14 protein-coding genes and 5 pseudogenes are annotated in these 23,318 nt (G+C 38.3%); 10 read left to right on the top strand and 9 right to left on the bottom strand.

Annotated elements, in window-relative coordinates:
- The first annotated feature begins 94 nt into the window (after positions 1-94).
- The gene (locus H8787_RS01585; protein ID WP_187328091.1) at positions 95-931 is read left to right on the top strand and encodes a putative RNA methyltransferase; all 837 of its coding nucleotides are present in this window, start codon (positions 95-97) and stop codon (positions 929-931) included.
- Between the two features lie 57 nt (positions 932-988).
- Here the strand turns inward: H8787_RS01585 and H8787_RS01580 are convergent, their stop codons facing one another.
- The 7 genes and pseudogenes from H8787_RS01580 to H8787_RS10005 all read right to left on the bottom strand — a co-directional run.
- Positions 989-1,669 carry a rhomboid family intramembrane serine protease gene (locus tag H8787_RS01580; protein WP_006268016.1) on the bottom strand — a complete coding sequence of 227 codons (681 nt, stop codon included), beginning with the start codon at positions 1,667-1,669 and terminating at the stop codon, positions 989-991.
- Positions 1,662-2,189, bottom strand: a complete 528-nt coding sequence (locus tag H8787_RS01575; protein ID WP_048800644.1) for a 5-formyltetrahydrofolate cyclo-ligase — start codon at positions 2,187-2,189, stop codon at positions 1,662-1,664. Before H8787_RS01575 ends, H8787_RS01580 begins: the two co-directional genes overlap by 8 nt.
- 455 nt (positions 2,190-2,644) lie before the next feature.
- Positions 2,645-4,102: a glutamate--tRNA ligase gene (gene gltX / locus H8787_RS01570; RefSeq protein WP_187328090.1), complete on the bottom strand. Its 1,458-nt coding sequence runs from the start codon at positions 4,100-4,102 to the stop codon at positions 2,645-2,647.
- Positions 4,103-4,339: 237 nt separating this feature from the next.
- Positions 4,340-5,737 (bottom strand): DNA repair protein RadA, encoded by a 1,398-nt coding sequence (radA, locus tag H8787_RS01565; protein ID WP_048800687.1) that lies wholly within the window; start codon positions 5,735-5,737, stop codon positions 4,340-4,342.
- Positions 5,718-6,161, bottom strand: coding sequence for a dUTP diphosphatase (locus tag H8787_RS01560; RefSeq protein ID WP_134971393.1), 444 nt, complete (start codon positions 6,159-6,161; stop codon positions 5,718-5,720). The genes radA and H8787_RS01560 overlap by 20 nt, the downstream gene beginning before the upstream one ends.
- A 93-nt stretch (positions 6,162-6,254) precedes the next feature.
- Positions 6,255-7,289 carry a S66 peptidase family protein gene (locus tag H8787_RS01555; RefSeq protein WP_187328089.1) on the bottom strand — a complete coding sequence of 345 codons (1,035 nt, stop codon included), beginning with the start codon at positions 7,287-7,289 and terminating at the stop codon, positions 6,255-6,257.
- Positions 7,290-7,507: 218 nt separating this feature from the next.
- Positions 7,508-7,687 (bottom strand): annotated as a pseudogene (locus tag H8787_RS10005) (gamma-glutamyl-gamma-aminobutyrate hydrolase family protein); the annotation flags it as partial.
- An 84-nt stretch (positions 7,688-7,771) separates the two neighbouring features.
- Between H8787_RS10005 and H8787_RS01550 the strand changes: the two are divergent.
- The 4 genes from H8787_RS01550 to H8787_RS01535 all read left to right on the top strand — a co-directional run bounded on the left by H8787_RS01550 (position 7,772) and on the right by H8787_RS01535 (position 11,548).
- Positions 7,772-8,788 carry an NAD(P)H-dependent glycerol-3-phosphate dehydrogenase gene (locus tag H8787_RS01550; protein WP_187328088.1) on the top strand — a complete coding sequence of 339 codons (1,017 nt, stop codon included), beginning with the start codon at positions 7,772-7,774 and terminating at the stop codon, positions 8,786-8,788.
- A gap of 28 nt (positions 8,789-8,816) precedes the next feature.
- The gene (gene galU, locus H8787_RS01545) at positions 8,817-9,716 is read left to right on the top strand and encodes a UTP--glucose-1-phosphate uridylyltransferase GalU (RefSeq protein ID WP_037598195.1); all 900 of its coding nucleotides are present in this window, start codon (positions 8,817-8,819) and stop codon (positions 9,714-9,716) included.
- 434 nt (positions 9,717-10,150) lie between these two features.
- Positions 10,151-10,825 carry a hypothetical protein gene (locus H8787_RS01540; RefSeq protein ID WP_003070819.1) on the top strand — a complete coding sequence of 225 codons (675 nt, stop codon included), beginning with the start codon at positions 10,151-10,153 and terminating at the stop codon, positions 10,823-10,825.
- 12 nt (positions 10,826-10,837) lie between these two features.
- Positions 10,838-11,548 (top strand): hypothetical protein, encoded by a 711-nt coding sequence (locus tag H8787_RS01535; protein ID WP_039677600.1) that lies wholly within the window; start codon positions 10,838-10,840, stop codon positions 11,546-11,548.
- A 251-nt stretch (positions 11,549-11,799) separates the two neighbouring features.
- Here H8787_RS01535 and H8787_RS01530 read toward each other — a convergent pair whose 3' ends face one another.
- Positions 11,800-18,564 (bottom strand): SspB-related isopeptide-forming adhesin, encoded by a 6,765-nt coding sequence (locus H8787_RS01530; RefSeq protein ID WP_187328087.1) that lies wholly within the window; start codon positions 18,562-18,564, stop codon positions 11,800-11,802.
- A 25-nt stretch (positions 18,565-18,589) separates the two neighbouring features.
- The gene (locus H8787_RS01525; protein WP_187328086.1) at positions 18,590-20,005 is read right to left on the bottom strand and encodes a MucBP domain-containing protein; all 1,416 of its coding nucleotides are present in this window, start codon (positions 20,003-20,005) and stop codon (positions 18,590-18,592) included.
- A gap of 530 nt (positions 20,006-20,535) precedes the next feature.
- Here H8787_RS01525 and H8787_RS01520 point away from each other — a divergent pair.
- From H8787_RS01520 to H8787_RS01500, 5 genes and pseudogenes are all read left to right on the top strand, one after another.
- Positions 20,536-21,306 (top strand): annotated as a pseudogene (locus H8787_RS01520) (Rep protein).
- Between the two features lie 5 nt (positions 21,307-21,311).
- Positions 21,312-21,520 (top strand): annotated as a pseudogene (locus H8787_RS01515) (DUF3173 domain-containing protein).
- 3 nt (positions 21,521-21,523) lie between these two features.
- Positions 21,524-22,392, top strand: a pseudogene (locus H8787_RS01510) (site-specific integrase).
- A 113-nt stretch (positions 22,393-22,505) separates the two neighbouring features.
- Positions 22,506-22,875, top strand: a pseudogene (locus H8787_RS01505) (type II toxin-antitoxin system RelE/ParE family toxin).
- Positions 22,862-23,137 (top strand): multiprotein-bridging factor 1 family protein, encoded by a 276-nt coding sequence (locus tag H8787_RS01500; protein WP_006270606.1) that lies wholly within the window; start codon positions 22,862-22,864, stop codon positions 23,135-23,137. Before H8787_RS01505 ends, H8787_RS01500 begins: the two are co-directional and overlap by 14 nt.
- Positions 23,138-23,318: the final 181 nt, after the last annotated feature.

Here is a 23,318-nt window from a genome sequence, read left to right as displayed (position 1 = left end):
GAACTCATTTTCAGTTTCCTTTCTTTATCATCGACTTGCCAAAGCATTTCTCACATGTTACACTAGTCAGAGAAATCTATGAAAGAGAAAACGCATGAAACCCAAACTCAAACGTTTTGAAACAGCTAATCTTTTTGCTTGCCCTTTTTGCCAGCAAGCCTTGTTTTTAGCAGAAAATAGTCTTAAATGTAACAATAAGCATTCCTTTGATCTAGCAAAATTCGGTTATGTCAATCTGGCACCACAGGTGAAGCAGTCAAAAGACTACGATAAAACCAACTTTCAAAATCGACAATTGATTCTCGAAGCAGGATTCTATCAGCCAATTTTAAACAAACTGTTAGATATTTTAACTTCTTTTCCACAGCATGCTAATCTGTTAGATATTGGCTGCGGAGAGGGGTACTATGCTCGAAACCTGCAAGCACAGATGACTGATCAACACATCTACGCGTTTGATTTATCAAAAGAATCGATTCAGCTAGCAGCCAAAAGCGACCACAGCATGGCAGTAAATTGGTTTGTTGGAGATCTGGCGCATCTTTCCATTCAAGATACCAGTATGGATGTGATTTTGGATATTTTCTCTCCTGCCAATTACCAAGAATTTCAGCGTGTATTGCGGAAAAACGGCTTGCTGATTAAAGTTATTCCCAATAGCCAACACTTGCAAGAAATCCGAGGTATTGTAGCTGATAAATTAACAAACACGAACTATTCCAATCAAAACATCCTTGATCACTTCAAGGAGTCCTTTACCATTATAGATTCCTATGACGTTGCTGGTACTTTTTCACTAAAGGAAAATGAAAAAATGGCTCTGCTGAAAATGACTCCGCTTCTTTTCAATATGGATATTGAAAAAATCGACTGGTCATCTTTACATGAAATCACCATTGCTGCAAAGATTTTGGTCGGTCAAGAAAAATAAACACAAAAGAGGTAGAAACAGACTGCCGCGAGATACAGCAGTCTATTCAACCCCTTTTTATATGCCTCGATTAAAAGCAAGAAAGACCATTCCCAAAACTAAAACTAAATAGATAACCAGCGCTAAAACACGTTGCCCCACTTGATAAGCTCTTTGCTCGCCATGGACTGGGAAAATAACAGCACACAGAGCGCCTCCGACTGCACCGCCTAAATGTCCTGCCAGACTGATTCCCGGTGTCAAGCTTAATACCAAGTTCATAACCAGTAGAATTAAGTAAGATTGACCAAGTTGCTGAATATAGGGATTGTGAACCGCATAGCGCAACGTAATAATAGCGCCAAAAATTCCAAACAAAGATGTAGAGGCACCCGCCGCCACAGCACTTGGAGTGAAAAAGAAGACAAAAGCATTTCCTAAAATCCCAGACATCAAATAAAGAAACAGAAAATTCCATGAACCAAAAATGTCCTCAGCTTGGCGTCCGATAAAATACAGCGTAATCATATTCATCACAAAATGCTCCAAGCCGATATGAACGAAAATCGCTGATACCAAGCGCCAAATCTGACTTGGAAAATATTGGATGCTTCGCCCATGCATGGCGCCAAACTCATAAATTGTTTGAGTACTGCTGTAAGCAAATCCACGCAATAAAAACATGGTTAGAAAAAGTCCTGTCGTTATAAGTAATAAAATACTTGTCACAGGATACTGTTTATTATAAATTTTATTCACAAATCAATACCTCCTGAATAGGAATATCGTAATTATCCGGTTGAAAATCCGCTAATTGACAAGGATAAATTGTACTTACTGTCATTCCCTTAAAATCAGCCAAGTAGCGGTCATAATAACCTCCACCATAGCCAATCCGGTAGCCACCTTTATTAAAAGCAACACCCGGTACGTGAATCAAATCAATATGAGTTTTCTCTACCACTTGTCCACTCCTTGGCTCCCAGATACCAAAAGCAGTCAATTCCAAGTCATTTAGATTATAATCCACAAAAACCATGCACCCATGAGGATAAGTCTTCGGAATAACAATTCGCTTGCCATCTGCTTGTGCTTGTCTGATGAAAAGCCCCGTGTCAAACTCATGTGGCAAAGATAAATAAGTCGCAATTGTTTTAGCGTGTTGGTAAACAGAGGATTTCAGCAAGTACTGTGTGAGCAAAGCATCTCTCTGCTGTTTTGCTATCAATTCCTGTCCTTTCATTTCTCTTACTATCTTTTTACGTAAAGTCGTCTTCACTTATCTTCTCCTTGATAAGGTTGTCAGAATTTCCAATCCGTCATTTATTAAAGTAACAACAAAAACTTTCCAACTTTTTGATTAGCAAAATAGCAAAGATGCTTCAGTTGATATCAGTTTCAGATAATAAAAAACATGAAATGAATACTCTAATCTAAGCATGGCTCTTTTTTCTTTATTTAATGAATCAAATCCATCCCAGATGCCAAAATTTAATGACAGAATCTGGGTACTTCGTCTGCTAACTTTCCTTCAAATAGCACTTTTAAATTTGCGTTTTTATCCAGTTGTAACAAGTTGGATTAATTCCTGAGTAGTCATTTAAGTAGCTAATATAGGCCTTTTTTTACTTTAATTTAGTATTAAAAATTATTATATCATAAAATCAAGTATTTCATCATATAGAAAGCAAAAACACCACAAAGTTCAAATATTGTGATGTTTTTTTAGTTAACTTATTGAATATGTTTCAGCATCTTCTCAATATGCTCAATGGACTTTTCACGTCCAAGCAGATAAATGGTATCTGGTAATTCTGGTCCGTGCATTTCGCCCGAAACAGCGATTCGGATTGGCATGAAGAGATTTTTACCTTTGATACCCGTTTCTTTTTGCACTGCCTTGATTTGCGGGAAGATATTTTCTGATTTGAAGTCTTCATCACTCATAGCTTCCATTTTTTCTTTGAATGCTTTCAAAACAATCGGTACCGTTTCGCCTGACATAAACTCTTTTTCATTTTCTGTTAGCTCTGGGAAATCTTCAAAGAAGAGGTCTGTGAGCGGTACGATTTCATCAACAGATTTCATCTGTGGTTTGTAGAGTGCGACCAATTTCTCAGCCTTATCTGTTAAACGACCAGCTACATCCAAATAAGGTTTTGCCATCTCAAAAATGGTTTCAAAATCCGCATTTTTAATGTATTCATTGCTCATCCAATCTAATTTCTTTTGGTCAAAGGCAGCCGGAGACTTACTGAGACGATGTTCATCAAAGAGTTGGATCAATTCTTCGCGAGAGAAAATTTCATTTTCACCGCCAGGATTCCAACCAAGGAGAGCAATAAAGTTAAACACTGCTTCTGGTAGGTAGCCTTTTTTACGGTAATCTTCGATAAATTGAAGTGTATTCGTATCACGTTTTGACAATTTTTTGCCTGTCTCCGAATTGATAATCAAGGTCATGTGACCAAATTGCGGTGCTTCCCAACCAAGTGCTTCATAAACCATGAGCTGCTTAGGTGTGTTAGCAATATGGTCATCTCCACGGATAACGTGTGAAATTTCCATTAAGTGATCATCAATAACAACGGCAAAGTTGTATGTTGGATAACCATCTTTTTTCTGGATAACCCAATCACCACCGATGTTGCCACCTTCAAATTCAATCTCACCTTTAACAAGATCATTCCACTTGTAAATACCAGATTCATTGACTGCAAGACGGACTGTTGGAACGATTCCTTTAGCTTCACGCTCTGCGATATAAGCTACTTTTTCATCTTCAGACATTCCTAGATATTCATTGATGTAACGAGGCGTTTCTCCAGCAGCTTCCTGCTGTTCACGCTCTGTAGCTAATTCTTCTTCCGTTACGTATGATTTGTAAGCCAAGCCTTTTTCGAGCAACTCATTGATATAACCTTGATAAATATCCAAACGTTCAGATTGGCGGTATTTTTCATGCGTTTCTGGACTTTCATCCCATTCAATCCCTAACCAGCGAAGATTTTCCAGCTGCGAACGCTCCCCGTCTTTGACATGACGCTTGCGGTCTGTATCTTCGATCCGAATAATAAACGTACCACCGTAGTGACGAGCATAAAGATAATTAAAGAGCGCAGTCCGCGCATTTCCGATGTGTAACAGTCCCGTTGGACTTGGTGCGTAGCGCACACGAATTTTATTCGCCAATTTCATTTCTCCTAATGTTTATCTTAAATTTCTAACAGGAAAACCCTGTTTCTATTTTAAACGTTACTATTATACCACAAGTTGTCGAAAAGAAATAACAGAAGCGATGAAACTTTATTATTCTTCGAATCATTTACAGAAGATGAGCGAAGAACAAACTTTCTCTACAGAATTTCCTTAGCAATATAGAAACCGTCGCCTATCTCACCTATCAATTCAATGTTCAGTTACACTTACTTACCCAAACACCTTCTTCAATACTTCACCAATCGTTGTCACACCAATAACTTCAGTCTTTTCGGGAATATTCAATCCGTTCAAAGAGTTTTTAGGAACATAAATTTTTGTGAAGCCTAACTTAACAGCTTCGTTGATGCGCTGCTCAATGCGATTGACACGGCGGATTTCGCCTGTCAGACCAATTTCGCCAATATAACATTCTTGAGGGTTGGTTGGCTTTTCCTTATAACTGGAAGCAATGGCTACCGCAACCGCTAAATCAATAGCAGGCTCATCTAAGCGCACACCACCAGCTGATTTGAGATAAGCATCTTGATTTTGCAGAAGCAAACCAGCTCGTTTCTCCAAAACAGCCATAATCAGGCTGGCACGATTGAAGTCCAGACCTGCCGTTGTCCGCTTGGCATTGCCAAACATGGTCGGTGTCACCAAAGCCTGCACTTCCGCCAAAATCGGTCGTGTCCCCTCCATCGTCACCACGATAGAAGAGCCTGTCGCACCATCTAAACGCTCCTCTAAGAAAACCTGACTAGGATTGAGCACTTCAACCAGACCACCTGACTGCATCTCAAAAATGCCGATTTCGTTGGTCGAACCGAAACGATTTTTAACTGCCCGCAAAATGCGGAAAGTATGCTGACGTTCTCCTTCAAAATACAGCACTGTATCTACCATATGCTCTAGCGTTCGTGGACCAGCCAGCGTTCCTTCCTTGGTCATATGACCAACGATAAAGGTGGCAATATTGTTAGTTTTCGCCAACTGCATGAGTTCTGCTGTCACCTCCCGCACTTGCGAAACCGAGCCCTGCATGCTGGAAATTTCCGGCGACACAATCGTCTGAATGGAATCGATAATCAAAAAATCCGGTTTGATTTTTTCAATCTCAGCACGAATATGCTGCATATTGGTCTCGGCATAGAGATAAAATTCACTATCAATATCTCCTAATCGCTCAGCTCGCAGTTTAATCTGCTCAGCAGACTCCTCGCCGCTGACATAAAGAACCGTTCCCTTATGAGAGAGTTGGGTTGAAACCTGCAATAAAAGTGTCGATTTCCCAATGCCGGGATCTCCTCCGATTAGAACTAAACTTCCCGGCACCACACCACCGCCTAAAACGCGGTTAAATTCGTCCATATCCGTCTTGGTGCGCTTCACATCAATAGAAGTTACTTCTGCCAATTTCATCGGTCGTATTTTTTCTCCGGTCAGAGAAACACGCGCATTTTTGACTTCTGCCACTTCTACTTCTTCGACAAAAGACGACCAAGCACCACAATTCGGACAACGCCCCAGATACTTGGGCGAATGGTATTCACAATTTTGACAAACAAATGTCGATTTTTTCTTGGCTATGATAGATTCCTCTTTCTTAATGCCCAGTGCTTCCAAAACCACCTGTCCGCACACCTTCCGCTTCATCTCCATCTGCAATCAAAAATGGTGCAAAGACAGCCTGAACCACACGTTCCCCCACTTCGAGGACGACTTCCTGATCTGTGATGTTTTTCATCTGAGCAAAGATATGCCCTTCATTTCCAGGATTGCCATAGTAATCCCCGTCAATAACGCCTACAGAGTTAATCAAAACTAATCCTTTTTTACGTGGATTAGATGAACGATCATAAAGATAAAGCACTTCACCAACCTGCATATAGGCCTTGACACCTGTTGGCACTAATTTAATCTCTTTTGGCGCAATAACTGTACGCTCTGCCACTTTTAAGTCATAACCTGCCGCATGAGCCGTCTCACGCTTTGGCAGTAAATTTTCATTTGTAAAGCTTGAAACAAGCTCAAAACCACGAATTCGCATCTTTTTCTCTTTTCTACTTTTACTTTCCCTATTATACTAAATTCGTAAAAAACACGCAAAATGCAGGTCATCTTTCAGCCTGCACTTTTTAATTTATTCTGGCTCATTCAAAAATCGAATCACTTGCTCGTTGGCATCCACCTCAGCTTTCGCTCCAAAAGGAACAATTGCTCTTGGGGTAGCATGTCCAACATTTAAATTATATAAAATAGGAATATCTGTATCAATGACATCAAGCAGGATTTGTTTATATTCTCCATAATAAGTTTCATCCATTGGTTTTCCGACAAGAATCCCATTTAAAACCGTAAAAATTCCCGTTGCTTTTAAAGTTTCTAACATTTTTCGATATAAAGCTGGTTCTGGTTTTTCCTCACTGGTTTCCAACAAAAGAATTTTTCCTGCCCACTCTGAAAGACTAGGAAAGAGCTGATATTGCGCACACAATTCAATCGTATCCTCGTATCTTGTATTATCAAATATCTGATAGAGTGACTCCAAGCAACCACCTAAAATTTCTCCAGTAAAGATTGCTTTGCCTTTTAGCAATTCAAATCCTTGATTTTCATGACGAGTTCGTTTCGTTCCCAGGGCTTTTTCACTGAAATCCGTTCTCTCCTCGTACCAAACTTCGCTCGGGCGGATTTCTGAGATACTGCCTGTCGTAATCAATTCTTTAAAATAAGCAAATGTGTAAGGGAGCATATCTGTCTCTAGTTCACAAACATCAGCAAGAAAAGACTGCCCATAAAAAGTCTTGATCCCTAACTTGTGCAGCATAAGATGATTGATCGTAGTATCAGAAAAACCTAGGAATACTTTCTGGTGTACAACTTTTTTTAGCTCATCATTCTCAAACAAATAAGGCAGCAACCGATAAGTATCATCTCCACCGATAGCACATAAAATCATATCAATTGAAGAATCCTTGAAAGCCTGAATCAAATCTTGCGCTCTGGACTCAGGATGATCTGCCAGATAGCCCATTCCTTTTTGTGCATGCTCTAAAAACTTCACTTCAAGCCCCAAGTCTCTCAAGCGCTTTACTCCCAAGTTCACTTCATGTTTAACAGCACTTTCTCCAATGATTCCACTTGATAAACTAACGATTCCAACGGTCTTTATCATCTTCTTTCCTCCTTAATCAATGATTTGAAACATTATAACATAAATCAGCCAAAAACAACGACAAAAATATAAAACAAAAAGACCACCTTTTGGTGATCTTTATAGGGAGATTATTATGAAAAAGTTTAGGATTTCATCAAATAAAGTTAGGAGGTCTTCATTTGATAGTTTTATTATAGAATGATTTTCTTAAATGAAGCTTAAGACTCATTTTAAATTTATAACTCCCTCAAAAGGTACTGAAAAAATTCTAGATTTCCTTTTTCCTCATTGATTAAAAACTCTGGGTACCATTGAAGCTCGATGATACGACTACCATCTAGCGACTCAGTCGCTTCAATATTTTTAACTCCATGATAAAATACTGTTGCGCGAAAATTCGGTGCCAAATCCTTAACTTAACAATCTAAACTAATGTTAAACAAGAAATTTATCGCTTTCTATGGTAAAATAAGACTAGAAAACTCTACAAGGAGAAGAACATGGAAAAACAAACAGTTGCTGTTTTAGGCCCCGGTTCATGGGGTACTGCTTTGGCACAAGTATTAAATGACAATGGACATGAAGTCCGTATTTGGGGTAATCTTGCCGAGCAAATCACTGAAATCAACGAACACCATACCAATAAACGCTATTTCAAGGATATCGTTCTCAATGAAAAGATTACTGCCTATTATGACTTAAAAGAAACTCTTGACGGTGTTGATGCCATTCTTTTCGTTGTTCCAACAAAAGTCACACGTCTCGTAGCTAAACAAGTGGCTGAAGTATTAGACCATCCAGTCAAAATCATGCACGCTTCAAAAGGACTCGAACCCGATACTCACAAACGACTTTCCATAATTTTAGAAGAAGAATTATCTCCAAATTTACGAAGCGAAGTGGTTGTCGTATCTGGACCAAGCCATGCTGAAGAAACTATCGTTCGTGATATTACTCTTATCACAGCAGCTTCAAAAGACTTAGAAGCAGCAAAATATGTTCAAGAACTTTTCAGCAATCACTACTTCCGTCTCTACACTAATACAGATGTCATCGGCGTAGAAACAGCCGGCGCACTAAAAAATATCATTGCTGTCGGAGCAGGTGCCCTTCATGGTCTCGGTTACGGTGACAATGCCAAAGCTGCTATTATCACACGCGGCTTAGCAGAAATTACTCGTCTTGGCGTCAAACTCGGTGCTAGTCCCTTAACATATAGTGGCTTATCCGGAGTAGGAGATTTAATTGTCACAGGAACCTCCGTTCACTCACGTAATTGGCGCGCTGGTGATGCTCTTGGTCGTGGCGAAAAGTTAGAAGATATTGAAGCCAACATGGGCATGGTTATCGAAGGCATTTCCACCACCAAAGCTGCTTACGAACTCGCACAAGAACTGGGTGTCTATATGCCAATTACTCAAGCGATCTATCACGTGATTTATGAAAGCCTTAACATAAAAGACGCCATTTATGATATAATGAATAATGAATTTAAAGCTGAAAACGAATGGTCGTAATTAGCTACTACAAAAAAAGGAGGGTCATATGACTCAAGTAAGAAAAGCTGTTATCCCTGCTGCTGGACTTGGAACTCGTTTCTTGCCAGCAACCAAAGCGCTCGCCAAAGAAATGCTGCCTATCGTTGACAAACCGACTATTCAATTTATTGTCGAAGAAGCATTAAAGGCCGGTATCAAAGACATCTTGGTCGTAACCGGAAAATCTAAACGATCTATTGAAGACCACTTTGATTCAAACTTTGAATTGGAGTATAACCTCAAAGAAAAAGGGAAGTCTGACCTTTTAAAACTTGTAGACGAGACTACCGGCATTGGTCTTCATTTCATTCGCCAAAGTCATCCACGCGGACTTGGCGATGCCGTTTTACAAGCCAAGGCATTCGTTGGTAACGAACCCTTTGTCGTTATGCTAGGTGATGATCTGATGGACATTACAAACGACAAAGCAGTTCCGCTAACCAAACAGTTAATGAATGATTACGAAGAAACGCATGCGTCAACCATTGCTGTCATGAAAGTACCACACGATGACGTTTCATCTTATGGTGTTATTGACCCACAAGGTGAAGGAGTAAATGGACTCTACAGCGTGGAGACCTTTGTTGAAAAACCAAAACCAGAAGACGCACCAAGTAACCTTGCGATTATTGGTCGCTACCTTTTGACACCAGAAATCTTCTCCATTTTGGAAACACAAGCTCCAGGTGCTGGAAATGAAATTCAACTGACAGACGCCATTGATACTCTCAATAAAACACAAAGAGTATTTGCCCGTGAATTCACAGGTGATCGTTATGACGTTGGTGACAAATTTGGCTTTATGAAAACATCTATTGATTACGCCCTCAAACATCCCCAAATAAAAGATGACATGAAACAATACATCATTGAGTTGGGTAAGAAATTAGATAAAAAAGAGAACTAACAGATAGCGATTAGGATTGACAGTAACATCAAAAGTCTCTCCCATCATTACATTTTACTGTAAAAATAGAAATCATAACCATCCATCAATGCTCTGCGCCTCAAACATCTAATGATTGGAGTGTAGTTCACAAGCGGGTGGTTTTTTTATCTCGCATCTTTCAGAACGAGACGGACTAAAAGACATATCATGATATAAATTTAGAAAAATGATATTTCAACCTCTTTTTTATTTCTTTTCTCACTTTTTATAATTGTGATTCAAAACAAAAGAAAACATAGAAATAATGAGGATTTTCACTTGCAGAATATATGAATCTTATTGTATTATTTATGAAATTTTGGTAATATATATATTATAATACAAAAATTCTTGTATGAGGAAAGTTAGTGTCTGGCAATCCTTAAAATAAATAAAGAATAGAAAGGATTAAAATGTCAAAAAAGAAAAAAGACACACCGTTAGTCTTTCTAGTCTTGTTGAAGTGGTTAGCTGAACTGATTTATTTCGTAGGAATTGTGTTCGTTGCTGGCACGGCTCTCCTACTCTTAACATATAATATTCTCAATATACCGCTAGACTATATCCACATTGCAGCTTTACTCGCTTCTTTTATCTATATATTGGCTGGATTTTTAGTGGCAAATAGTTCCGAAGACATCGTTATTGCCAGCAATTACTTTAAAATTCTATCTGCTCTTGGTTACTTAGCGGTGATTAGCTACTTTGACAATCAACTATTTGATTATTTAAAAAATCCAATCGTTGATATCTGCTTGGCAATACCATTTTTAATTGCCATTATCTATAAAAAATTTTATAGAAAAATGATTTATCATGCCGTTTTTAAAAAAAATCATTCCGTCTCTTTTTATAGTGAATATTCAAGTATTGAAGAAATAAAAGCTTCCATGCTTGAAGCCGTCCGTGAAGCAGTGAAAGACGAACACAAAGAGAATGTAGAAGTCGTTGGAAAGAACTTTAGGCAAGATGTAAAGGGAAATATCATCGGTATTTTTAATATTTCACTAGCTCGTAAATTATTTAAAATCACTCAGCCAAAACTAATGCTGATTACCTTAAACTTTAATATCAATAATAATGAATAGGAGTCTATAACCATGTCAGAAATCGAAAAGCCTGTTTTAACACTAGAACAAGATCGCTTCTTAAAAAACAAATCATTTGATACTTACAAAAAGAAACTTGAAGTCTTATCAAGAGCATACAGTGCCAATGCGATGAAAACCATCAATGGTTTCTCATTAGATTCAGAAGAACAATACAAAGCACTGTTTGAAGCTGTATTCTCAGGTGTCTGGGATGTAGATACAGGTATGCGTTATGTCAATGTCACAGAAATCATTGGTGTATCCAGTTTCTTGAGTGGCCAAAAAGATGAAAATGGCTATTATGTACGCAATGCTGATGGGGAAATTGTTTGGGATATTGTAGATATTGACGAAGCTGAACTTTTCACAGATGAACAAATCGCAACCATCGTTCCGAAAGAATATCGTGGGAAATCATTTGTTCTACGTGAATTAGATGCACGTAAAGAATGGGGAGAGAAACAATCTGTTGACGGCAGCACTGCATCTGTACAACCTGTTGAAGAACCCATCATCGAAGTAGAACCTGAGCCTGAACCAGTTGTTCAACCAGTTCCTGATGTTGAAACAAACACAATAAACCAACAAAAACCAGTTGTAAAACCAGACCCCGTTGTAAAGCCACGTCCAATGACGAAAGCTGAAAAGCAACTACAAAAAAAAGATTACACAAAAGAATCTATTAAAATCATCAATGCAACCATTGATAGTCTTGGATAATAAAAGTTTCTAATAATATTAAAAACCTTTCAACAATATTTGAAAGGTTTTTGACTTGTTCTCAATTTAAACAGAAACCTAAAAACGATTTACTTAATTTTGCAAAATAGACTACTTTTATGAACTCAATTACCCCCACATCATGTCCAAGTACATAATCCAACTACAACATCCATAACAAAGAGGTTGAGACTTAGTCTCAACCTCTATTTGTTGCTATAAGTATAGCACAGAAAGAGTTAGCGTTAGAATTATTCTTCCTCTTTACGTTTCTTGAAGCCAAGCATTGACAATGCTGTAGCTGCAAACGCCAAACCTGTCAACGCTGCACCAGTATTTGTAGCTTCACCTGTTGAAGGTAAACTTACTTTCGGAGTTACTGGTTTTTTTGGAGTAGTTGGTACTACTGGAGTAGGGGTTGGTGTAGGAGGTGTTTGCGGTTTTTCAGGTGTATTAGGAGTTTCTGGCGGTGTTTGTGGTTTATCCGGAGTCTTAGGTTTATCTGGTGTTACCACTGTTACCGTATTAGAATTTCTTTCAACACCATTGATGATTTCAGTAAAGGTGTTCTTTACTGTACCATAGCCTAATTGTTTCACTTGCATGTAACCTGTAGCTTGGAACTCACTATTATCTGAAATACTGTTCAAGAAAGCACTAGAGAATGAATACAGAACTGTTCTCGTCTTGTGATCAACAGTTTGGTTGACAAACTTCGTCAAATCTGTACCCTTGGCAAGCTTTTGACCATTCTTAAGAAGAATATCTGTCTTCGCATACCATTTGTGGACACCATTGTATTCTACTAATGAAGAGTATTTATCTCTTACTTCCATCTTTTCAATAGCTTGTCCACGATTTGCTGGTAAATAAGAAGTTTCCAATTCAAAGTTGTAGACTTGTCCAACCTTAACAGTCTTATTATTCAATGAATTTTGGTCTTTTTGACCATCTTCAACAGTCGCTACAACATCTTTCTTCGGATTGATCTTCGGAATGTTATTCGTTACTAGATTTGTTTCATGGATACCAGTAAAGTCAATTTGATAAGCTCGGTTATCATACTTGCTAGCTTCCTTGATTTCCTTCTTAACAGTTGTTGGGAAGACAAGTTTCAGATTGATACCCTTCAAGACATACTTGTTTGTGTAAGCTACTGGATCATCTGCAGTAGTTACAGCAAACTCACCATCAATCTTCAAGCCTTTAGCCTTGATATAATCTTGAACCTTTTTTGGAGCTTCTGCAACAGACTTGTAAATTTTCGTTGTAAAGCCACTTTGAACCTTACCGTCTGCTGTTGTTACACGAACACCAGCCAAGTTAGGAGTCACATGCTTACTTGAGTATTTTTCAACAACCATCAAGCCTGCTTGCTTATCTTTATCTGTTAAGCCTGTCATACCTTTGTATTGGTCATTGTCAATATCAATCGTATAAACTTCGGTTGACCCTGCCAACATGGTCTTACCGTTGACATCTTCACCCTTAGCGTTGGTTCCTTTCTTCTTAGGTTCCGCTTTCACTTCCTTGTAGACATAAGTAACTTCGGTTACACCTTTTGTAACTTTACCTTTTTCATTACCCTTTGTCTTTTCAGGAACAAGGTTATAGATTTTATCACCAGACTTGATCGCTGTCGTCTTGTGGTCTGTCGTATCATAATCTTCACCAACACGAGCATGAGAAGTATCCGTTACATCTTCTTTGATCTTCTTACCAGATTCATCCACATAGTGAACAACTACATCACCATAATCTTGAGGAGATTCTACCGTTACCGTATTAGAATCACGTTCGACATTATTGATGATTTCAGTAAAGGTGTTCTTTACTGTACCATTGCCTAATTGTTTCACTTGCATGTAACCTGTAGCTTGGAACTCACTATTATCTGAAATCTTGCTCAAGAAATCTTTAGAGAATGAATACAGAACTGTTCTTGCTTTATGGTCAATTGTTTGGTTGACGTATTGTGTCAAATCTGTACCCTTGGCAAGCTTTTGACCATTCTTAAGAAGAATATCTGTCTTCGCATACCATTTGTGGACACCATTGTATTCTACTAATGAAGAGTATTTATCTCTTACTTCCATCTTTTCAATAGCTTGTCCACGATTTGCTGGTAAATAAGAAGTTTCCAATTCAAAGTTGTAGACTTGTCCAACCTTAACAGTCTTATTATTCAATGAATTTTGGTCTTTTTGACCATCTTCAACAGTCGCTACAACATCTTTCTTCGGATTGATCTTCGGAATGTTATTCGTTACTAGATTTGTTTCATGGATACCAGTAAAGTCAATTTGATAAGCTCGGTTATCATACTTGCTAGCTTCCTTGATTTCCTTCTTAACAGTTGTTGGGAAGACAAGTTTCAGATTGATACCCTTCAAGACATACTTGTTTGTGTAAGCTACTGGATCATCTGCAGTAGTTACAGCAAACTCACCATCAATCTTCAAGCCTTTAGCCTTGATATAATCTTGAACCTTTTTTGGAGCTTCTGCAACAGACTTGTAAATTTTCGTTGTAAAGCCACTTTGAACCTTACCGTCTGCTGTTGTTACACGAACACCAGCCAAGTTAGGAGTCACATGCTTACTTGAGTATTTTTCAACAACCATCAAGCCTGCTTGCTTATCTTTATCTGTTAAGCCTGTCATACCCTTGTATTGGTCATTGTCAATATCAATCGTATAAACTTCGGTTGACCCTGCCAACATGGTCTTACCGTTGACATCTTCACCCTTAGCGTTGGTTCCTTTCTTCTTAGGTTCTGCTTTCACTTCCTTGTAGACATAAGTAACTTCGGTTACACCTTTTGTAACTTTACCTTTTTCATTACCCTTTGTCTTTTCAGGAACAAGGTTATAGATTTTATCACCAGACTTGATCGCTGTCGTCTTGTGGTCTGTCGTATCGTAATCTTCGCCAACACGAGCATGAGAAGTATCCGTTACATCTTCTTTGATCTTCTTACCAGATTCATCCACATAGTGAACAACTACATCACCGAATACTTGTTTATAGATATACGTAACATCTGTATTTCCTTCAACAACGCGACCTTGTTCAAGACCTTGAGTCTTTTCAGGAACAATTTCATATGTACGACCATCTTTTGTAGTAATCGTCTTATGAGCGTGATCACGAGTATCATAAACAGTGTTGATTGGAGCACCGACTGTATCCTTTTCAGGGTCTTTAATGACTTTACCATTTTCATCTTTATAATGAACTGTTACATCACCGACTACTTCATCATAAACATAAACAACGCGAGTGGTTCCTTTGACAATCTTACCACTTTCTTGACCTTGAGTTGCTTTTGGATCAATGCGATAAACCTTACCATCGGCTGTAGTAATTCTAGTTGGTTTGTGATCGGTTGTATCGTAGTTTGTACCAACTTTACTATCTGGTGTATCCACAACACGTGGTGCAATGGTATTGCCCTTCTTGTCTTGGTAATCAACAACAACATTACCATATTCTTCAGGTGCATCTGGAATCAGATCATAGAAGTAAGTAATATTGGTATTGCCTTCAACGACTTTCCCTTTTTCTGCCCCTTGAGTAGCTTTCAGATCCAGTTTGTACTTCTTGCCATCAACGGTCGTGATGGTATCACGGCGTTGGTCTGTGGTATCGTAATCCGTACCCACTTCTGAACGTGGTGTATCAGTCACTTTCGGTGCAATCGTAACGCCGTCTTTGTTCTTGTACTCAACGGTGACATCCCCATATTTCTTCTGTGGTGCATCTGGAATCAGATCATAGAAGTAAGTAATATTGGTATTGCCTTCAACGACTTTCCCTTTTTCTGCCCCTTGAGTGGCTTTCAGATCCAGTTTGTACTTCTTGCCATCAACGGTCGTGATGATATCACGGCGTTGGTCTGTGGTATCGTAATCCGTACCCACTTCTGAACGTGGTGTATCAGTCACTTTCGGTGCAATCGTAACGCCGTCTTTGTTCTTGTACTCAACGGTGACATCCCCATATTTCTTCTGTGGTGCATCTGGAATCAGATCATAGAAGTAAGTAATATTGGTATTGCCTTCAACGACTTTCCCTTTTTCTGCCCCTTGAGTGGCTTTCAGATCCAGTTTGTACTTCTTGCCATCAACGGTCGTGATGATATCACGGCGTTGGTCTGTGGTATCGTAATCCGTACCCACTTCTGAACGTGGTGTATCAGTCACTTTCGGTGCAATCGTAACGCCGTCTTTGTTCTTGTACTCAACGGTGACATCCCCATATTTCTTCTGTGGTGCATCTGGAATCAGATCATAGAAGTAAGTAATATTGGTATTGCCTTCAACGACTTTCCCTTTTTCTGCCCCTTGAGTAGCTTTCAGATCCAGTTTGTACTTCTTGCCATCAACGGTCGTGATGGTATCACGGCGTTGGTCTGTGGTATCGTAATCCGTACCCACTTCTGAACGTGGTGTATCAGTCACTTTCGGTGCAATCGTAACGCCGTCTTTGTTCTTGTACTCAACGGTGACATCCCCATATTTCTTCTGTGGTGCATCTGGAATCAGATCATAGAAGTAAGTAATATTGGTATTGCCTTCAACGACTTTCCCTTTTTCTGCCCCTTGAGTAGCTTTCAGATCCAGTTTGTACTTCTTGCCATCAACGGTCGTGATGGTATCACGGCGTTGGTCTGTGGTATCGTAATCCGTACCCACTTCTGAACGTGGTGTATCAGTCACTTTCGGTGCAATCGTAACGCCGTCTTTGTTCTTGTACTCAACGGTGACATCCCCATATTTCTTCTGTGGTGCATCTGGAATCAGATCATAGAAGTAAGTAATATTGGTATTGCCTTCAACGACTTTCCCTTTTTCTGCCCCTTGAGTGGCTTTCAGATCCAGTTTGTACTTCTTGCCATCAACGGTCGTGATGATATCACGGCGTTGGTCTGTGGTATCGTAATCCGTACCCACTTCTGAACGTGGTGTATCAGTCACTTTCGGTGCAATCGTAACGCCGTCTTTGTTCTTGTACTCAACGGTGACATCCCCATATTTCTTCTGTGGTGTTGGAGTCGTTTGATATTTCAGAGTGTGGTAGTGATAAGTTGCCTTACGAGTAGCAGGTTTATCTGGTGCAGTTGGTGGAGTTGGTTTTACTGGTTCAGTTGGTGCAGTTGGTTCAATTGGTGCAACTGGTTTTGTTGGTTCTTTTGGCTCTTCCGGTTTTGTTGGTGCAACTGGTTTTGTTGGAACACCATTAGCTTTAATATCTGAGTTGAAAGCGAACCAAGGCGTTGCACGACGAACGGAACCAAATTCCACTTCAATATCTGGACTGGTTACTTGACCAACAATAGCACCATACCATTTATAAGGAGCATTGGGACCATCCCAGTCCTTTGAGTCAAACCTCGACCCTTCAGATCTGCTTTCATTATTGTTACTTGAATAATACCCGTCATATTGGCGTTCTATTGATGACCCATTAATTTGAATAAGTCTACCACTAAAACTGAAAACTTTTTCGATTGTTGGTCTATTTGCTGCTTTAGGTGAAGCATTAGATGCTCCAGTACCACGGTTCAATGAAGAAAAGCTTACTAAGGCTCCCGTCATATCCATCTTATTGCCATCTTCATCGTAGAAGTAAGCTTTCATATTAATTCTAGTTCTACCATAAAGACTCATATACCAAATAGTTTTAGTAGGATCTTTTTCGAGAAAGGCAGGGATTTCATTTAAACCGTCTATTCCTGTCTCTTTTAAAGTGTAGACATACTCTACTTTAGAAATCTTTTTCCCTTTAAAGTAAGAATTTTGGAGATTGGTATATCGTGCTACAAGCGGTTCCCCTTTGCGTAGCATAACTCTTGAATTGCCACTAACATCATTTGTCGCGTTAAAGTCGGTCTCACCATCGCGGGGATCTTTACTGCCTAGTTTATTTTTTATATGATTATAAAAATAACGTTTTAGTTCTTCTTTGGTATATACTTTATCTCTTCCAGGGAAAGTCAGTTGAGCATTGGGCTCATTTTTAAACACTAATTCTTGAGCAAGTTGTTGTGTTATATAGCCATCTTTATGCTTATTTCTTTCCCATTCTGCTAATGCTGCTTTATAGTCTTGCAAATCTTTTTCGTATTTTGCTTGAGCAACGATGTAATCTGCCAAGTCTTTTTCGTATTTTGCTTTAGCAGCATAGTATTTGGTTAAATCTTGCTCGTACTGTGCTTTATCAAGCTCAAATTTAGCTTTCTTGACTTCATAATCAGCCTTATCTTTGTCATATTTTGCTTTATCTTGATCATATTTTGCTTTAGCTGTATCGTAAATCGCTTTAGCTGTATTGTATTTAGCTAGTTCAGCATCATACTTTTCTTTAGCTGTTTTATATTTAGCAGAGTCTTCTTTAGCAGCTTCCGTTACTTTTTTGATGTCATCGGCCTGCTTTTTATAGTCTTTTTTAATCTCAGCTACTTTCTGATTCTTTTCAGCTTCAGTTGTAACTGTTCCATGATTAATATCTGTTCCTTTTTGAACATCAACTCCTGCTTTTTTAGCATCATTGACAGCTTTATCAAGCTCAGAAGAATCTACATTTACATCTGTTGTTGTACTTGTTTGTGCTGAAGGCTTAACAGTTGCTGGTGTTTCAGTCTTTGCAGTAGCTGGTTTCGTTGCACTTTCAGTCTTTGTAGCAGCTGACGCTGTTGTGTTATCAGTCGTTGAAGTGGATCCTGCTGGAGCAGTTGTGGTACTTGCTGCTGGAGTTGTTTCTTTTACAGTTTTTGCTGTAGAACTACTCGCTGCTTCAGTTGCTGCTGCTTTTGATTGTGCAGCAAGACTTGTATCAGAAGCTTCCGCCACTGGAGCTGGCGTTGTTGGCTTCGTTGCCTTTACTTCATCAGCAGCTACACCTTGGTGAGCGCTAAGGATTGCAATTGTTCCAAGGGTTAAAACACCAATGGTACCATAAATTTTGTTTTTTCGGATCGAACCATGACCCTTCGTTTTGCTATTATGAAACATAAAATTCCTCTTTTCTTTTTAATAATTATCCAATTAACCAATTATCTTTCTCAAAAGGCTTAACTTTTTTAAAGCCTAATAGAGCTAAGATAAACAAACCAATCGTTGCGAGAATCGTGGCTGCTTCCCCCGTATCCGGCAACAACGTAAACTTACCATTACTTGACTTGACAGTAACCGTTCCATCAGGATTTGCCCTAGCACCTACTTGCGCAGCTGGTACAGATGTTTTAGAGCCATCTGCGTTTTTGATGGTGACTTCCCCTTGGTCATTACCAATAATCTCAAAGCCCTTATCCGTCAAAAGCGGATCAGCTGGTGAAATAATGGATCTGATCGGATTGTCAATCGTATCACCCTTTTTCCCGCTCACAGATGAGGCATTGTTAAGGTTAAACGTTTCATCCTTTTTCAAGTCCACATCAGAAGTTGTAGATTTGTCTGTGTTCTTTTCAGTCAAGACAGACGGATTGACAACATCGCTAGAAGTATCTGTCGATTCAAGCTGAGTATCTAGCATCCCATTATGCGGAATCTTATCTGGTGGTGCTACAGTATCTGCTATAGAGCTATCTGGACCGACCGACGAATCCGTTGAGGGTGCAGCTGGAGTTTTGGGTTTATCTTGTGGGGTTGTTCCTTTATTAGATAAATCCGATTCACCCGGTTTGGTCTTATCTGGGGGAGTTGATTCTGCCCTTGGTGGCACTACCTTACTAGAAGAATCTGGTGTTTCTGTGACCAGATCATAGTAGTAAGTAATAGTGGTATTCCCTTCAAGAACTTTCCCTTTTTCATAACCTTGTGTAGCTTGCGGATCAAGACGGTATTTCTTGCCCTCTGAACTAATAATCGTCTCTCTTCGGTAATCTGTCGTATCATAATCCGTTCCCACCTCAGAAGTCGGCGTGTCTAACTCTTTTGGTGCAATCAAAGCGCCATCTTTACTCTTGTACTCAACAGTGACATCACCATATTTCTTTTCTGGCTCCGATTGATTTGGCTTTGAAGACTCAGTTTCTGATATTCCGGATCGTTGCTTTTCTGACTTCAATGGGGGTGCTGATTCTATTTTCGGCTGTTCTACCTTATTTGAAGTATCTGGTGGGTCAGTCTTTTCTTTATCTGGCACGCTTGGCGTTGGTGGTGTCGCCTTTGAAGGGTCTACCTTGTCTGACGCACTTGGAGTACTCGGATTAACAACTGACTTAGCCCTATCAGGAGTTGCAGGAACAGTCGGAGCTTTCGCAGCTGTTGTTGCATTTGTAGGTTCCTTATTAGACTCCATTGTTTCAGTAGAAGCCTTTTTATCATTGCCAACAGTTGGTGTCACAATCGTTGTGGTGATCGAACGTTCAACGTCCCGAGCCAACACAGGATTTGCACCTAAAGCTGATAATAGTACAGCCGTTGACGCTAAAAAGAACTTGCTTTTTTTCATTTAAATATCCTCTCAATATTTTAACATATCCAATATGTTAAGCCCTAGTTTGAAAAACTATTCACTCTTTATGATAGTAATATTTTCCTAAAATGTCAAGCCAATTATAGCATTTTCACAAATTTATTTAACCATATTACAGAGGTATTTTACATTTTTTAACATACTGTAAATAAATGTAGATGTATTACAGATAGATTACAGATGACCGATAGAAAAGTAAACTAAAACGCCAACATTTTTTTGGCAAAATTGGTCTAGACATATTTAAACAGTCTGTTGCATTGACTACATTTGCGCCTCTTTAGTCAAGAAAATTTAAGACACTATTCCAATAAGATTATTGCAAAAAATGAATATTTTCTCCCCTTATAGTGCATAGTTACGCACTTTGTGACTGGCTTGTGTATTTTTAAAATAAGAAGATGAAAGTCAACTTATAAATACAAACACCTATACGAGATTTAGAGCAACATTACAGGTATTCATAAAAGTCTTTTGAAAGTAGCAGAAAATTTGAACTATTTTTTATGACTTCATACAATAAAAAGATAGTCCGCTTCTTTCTATATTGAAATTTGGGAATACGAAAAGCCAATATTTTCAAAAAGGAAAACTATTTTAAGCTGATACTGAAAGTAAAGAAATATCAAAACGTAGAACATTCGATGTGCTAACACTTGAAGAACAAGAACAACGTCTCGAACGTATAAAGAAAACTCGCTTAGAAGCACAATGGAACTTACACCGTCTAGTTGATTGTAATATTGATGAGGTTGACTTCTTTTCTTACATTAACCACTATAGAACCACTTCAAAGACCTACTCAAAACATTTATTAAACGCTTTAACTATAACATATTCAAAACAATGAAAAGTCAACTTAAATATATTGCAGTATTAGAAAAGCAAAAACGTGAAGCATGGCACGCTTATATTCTACCTTTCAGGGTCCCTTATATTCCACATAGTCAACTCTTAGAACTATGGGGACACGGAGCAGCTCGGATAAATAAAATCGATGTCGATAGCAAAGAAAATCCTGGTCGATATGTTACAAAATACTTTGAAAAAGGTATCGGACAAGAATTGTTGGAAAATTTCAGTAAGCAAGCCTATTTATCATCTCGTAACCTGAAAAAACCTGATGAAGATAAGTTTTATACCTATGAAACTTTTGACTACAATAGCTCAACAGTCCTATATAAAACAGAATACACTACAAGGTTTATAAAGACAGCCAGTATTTCGATAACCATGTAAAATACAAGAAGATCAGAATAGATAAAGATAAGGAGTAAGTCACATGATAGCAACTGTAAATAAAAATGATTTGGTTGCCCTTGGTTTCTCTGAGGGAACTTCTAAACGTATTATCAGACAAGGAAAGGAACTGCTTATAGAAAGAGAGGTTTCAGAATTTACCAAAACAAATGTATTGGCACAATTCCTGCTACTATCGCTACTGAACTACTTGGCTTTGATGTCCAGAACAGCTCACTTTCTAGGGGATAAGATATGGCGATTAGAAAAAGCAAAGACGGTAGTTGGGTTGTAGATATCAGCAATGATTTTGACCCAATCACACTAAAGCAACGTTGGCTTAGTAAAAAAGGTTATAAGACGGAAAAAAAAGCTACCGAGGCAGAACACTATCTACGAAGTGTAGAGCTAAAAAAACGCTTCTATGGGGCTAAAATAACTGTTCCTATGCTATATGAACTGCTAAAGGAAGATGATGATATAAATCATCGAGAAATCAGCTATATCAACACACAAGAAAATAACGACAACAAACACATCAAAGACTATTTTTCTATAGTCCAAAGCTAAACTATTGAACCGTTTCAGAATTTAAAGACTTTTTGGAATTATTTACCCCAGAAGAATATCACTATCAATTATTATTTAAGGTTCTGTACTTCACTGGCATGCGACTAGGAGAGGTTTTGGCTCTCAATTGGAATGATATTGATTTTTCTAGAAATATAATAACTGTTTCAAAGTCAGTCTACTTCAAAAAAGGAGTTAGTTATATCAGTCCCCCTAAAACTAAAGCTAGCATTAGGCAGATTGTCATTAACTCTAAATTGATGAATGAACTAGAAGTATGGCAACACAAACAATATGAGTTGCTGAAGCAATTTTCAAATGATGATTGTACAGATTTACAATTATTTCAAAGTAGCCCTGTTCCAATTACTAAAGATAGTATTGAAAAGTATTATCATGGTTTATTAAAACGTAATTCTAACCTTAAAAAAATAAGAATACATGATTTAAGACATTCCCAGGCTTCCCTTTTAATCAATCAAGGCGAAGATTACCTTGTTGTGAAAGAACGTCTCGGACATGCGTCTATAACAAGCACAATTGACACTTACTAACATTTATATCCAAGTAAACAAATTGCATTGGCAGATAAACTTGATAGTTTATTTTAATGGTTGAAGAAATATCATTTGTCTTTTTGAACAATATATGCTATCATGGAGGTGTGATGAAAAAGCTAATATTTGAGTTCTATACAAGGCCAAATGGTCATAATGAATTTGTAGAGTTTTATAAATCCTTACCACAAAAAGATAGAGAAAAACTACTGGCAACTATTAGCATGATACAAGAACATGAGCTATTAACTGCCCAGCGTATGGAATGGGTAAAGAAATTAAATAGTGATATTTTTGAAATTCGTTCCAAAGTATCATCTAATATTCAACGTGCTCTCTACTTTCATGCTGTCGATAATAGATATATTATTACACATGGATTTACCAAAAAAATCTCAAAAAACACCCATTAATGAAATTAAAAAGGCACAAGTCATCAAAAAAGAATTTGAAGGGGAACAGAAAAATGAAAACAATTAAATTCAATGATTTCTTAAATGAACAACTTAATGATAATTCTTTTAATGAGGGCTACCAAGCTGAAAAAGCCATTTTAGAAAGTGCGCTAGCTGTTGCTAATGCCCGTTCAAAAGCAGGTCTAACACAACGTCAACTTTCAGAATTATCCCATGTTCCTCAATCAACTATCGCTCGTATTGAAAGAGGACATAACACTAGCATTGAAACTATGAGCAAATTAGCTGTAGCTCTTAAGCAAGAACTAAAAATTAGTATTGGGTAGTTAGTTTTAGAGAGAAGAAGGATAGAACCTCTTCTCTTTTTCGTTACCTAAAATTACTATCCCCAAAAATAAACTAGAAATTTTTAGTAACTTTAGACTCAGATATTGAAAAAAAGAAAAGACAAGGTTTCTAAACCTTGTCTTTTCAACTATACCGGCGGCCGGGGTCGAACCGGCACGT

The sequence above is a fragment of the Streptococcus sp. NSJ-72 genome, assembly GCF_014334035.1.
In the GTDB taxonomy this organism is placed as follows: domain Bacteria; phylum Bacillota; class Bacilli; order Lactobacillales; family Streptococcaceae; genus Streptococcus; species Streptococcus constellatus.
The sequence above is the reverse complement of the archived record's forward strand: the minus strand, read 5'-3'. Positions and strand labels throughout refer to the sequence as shown.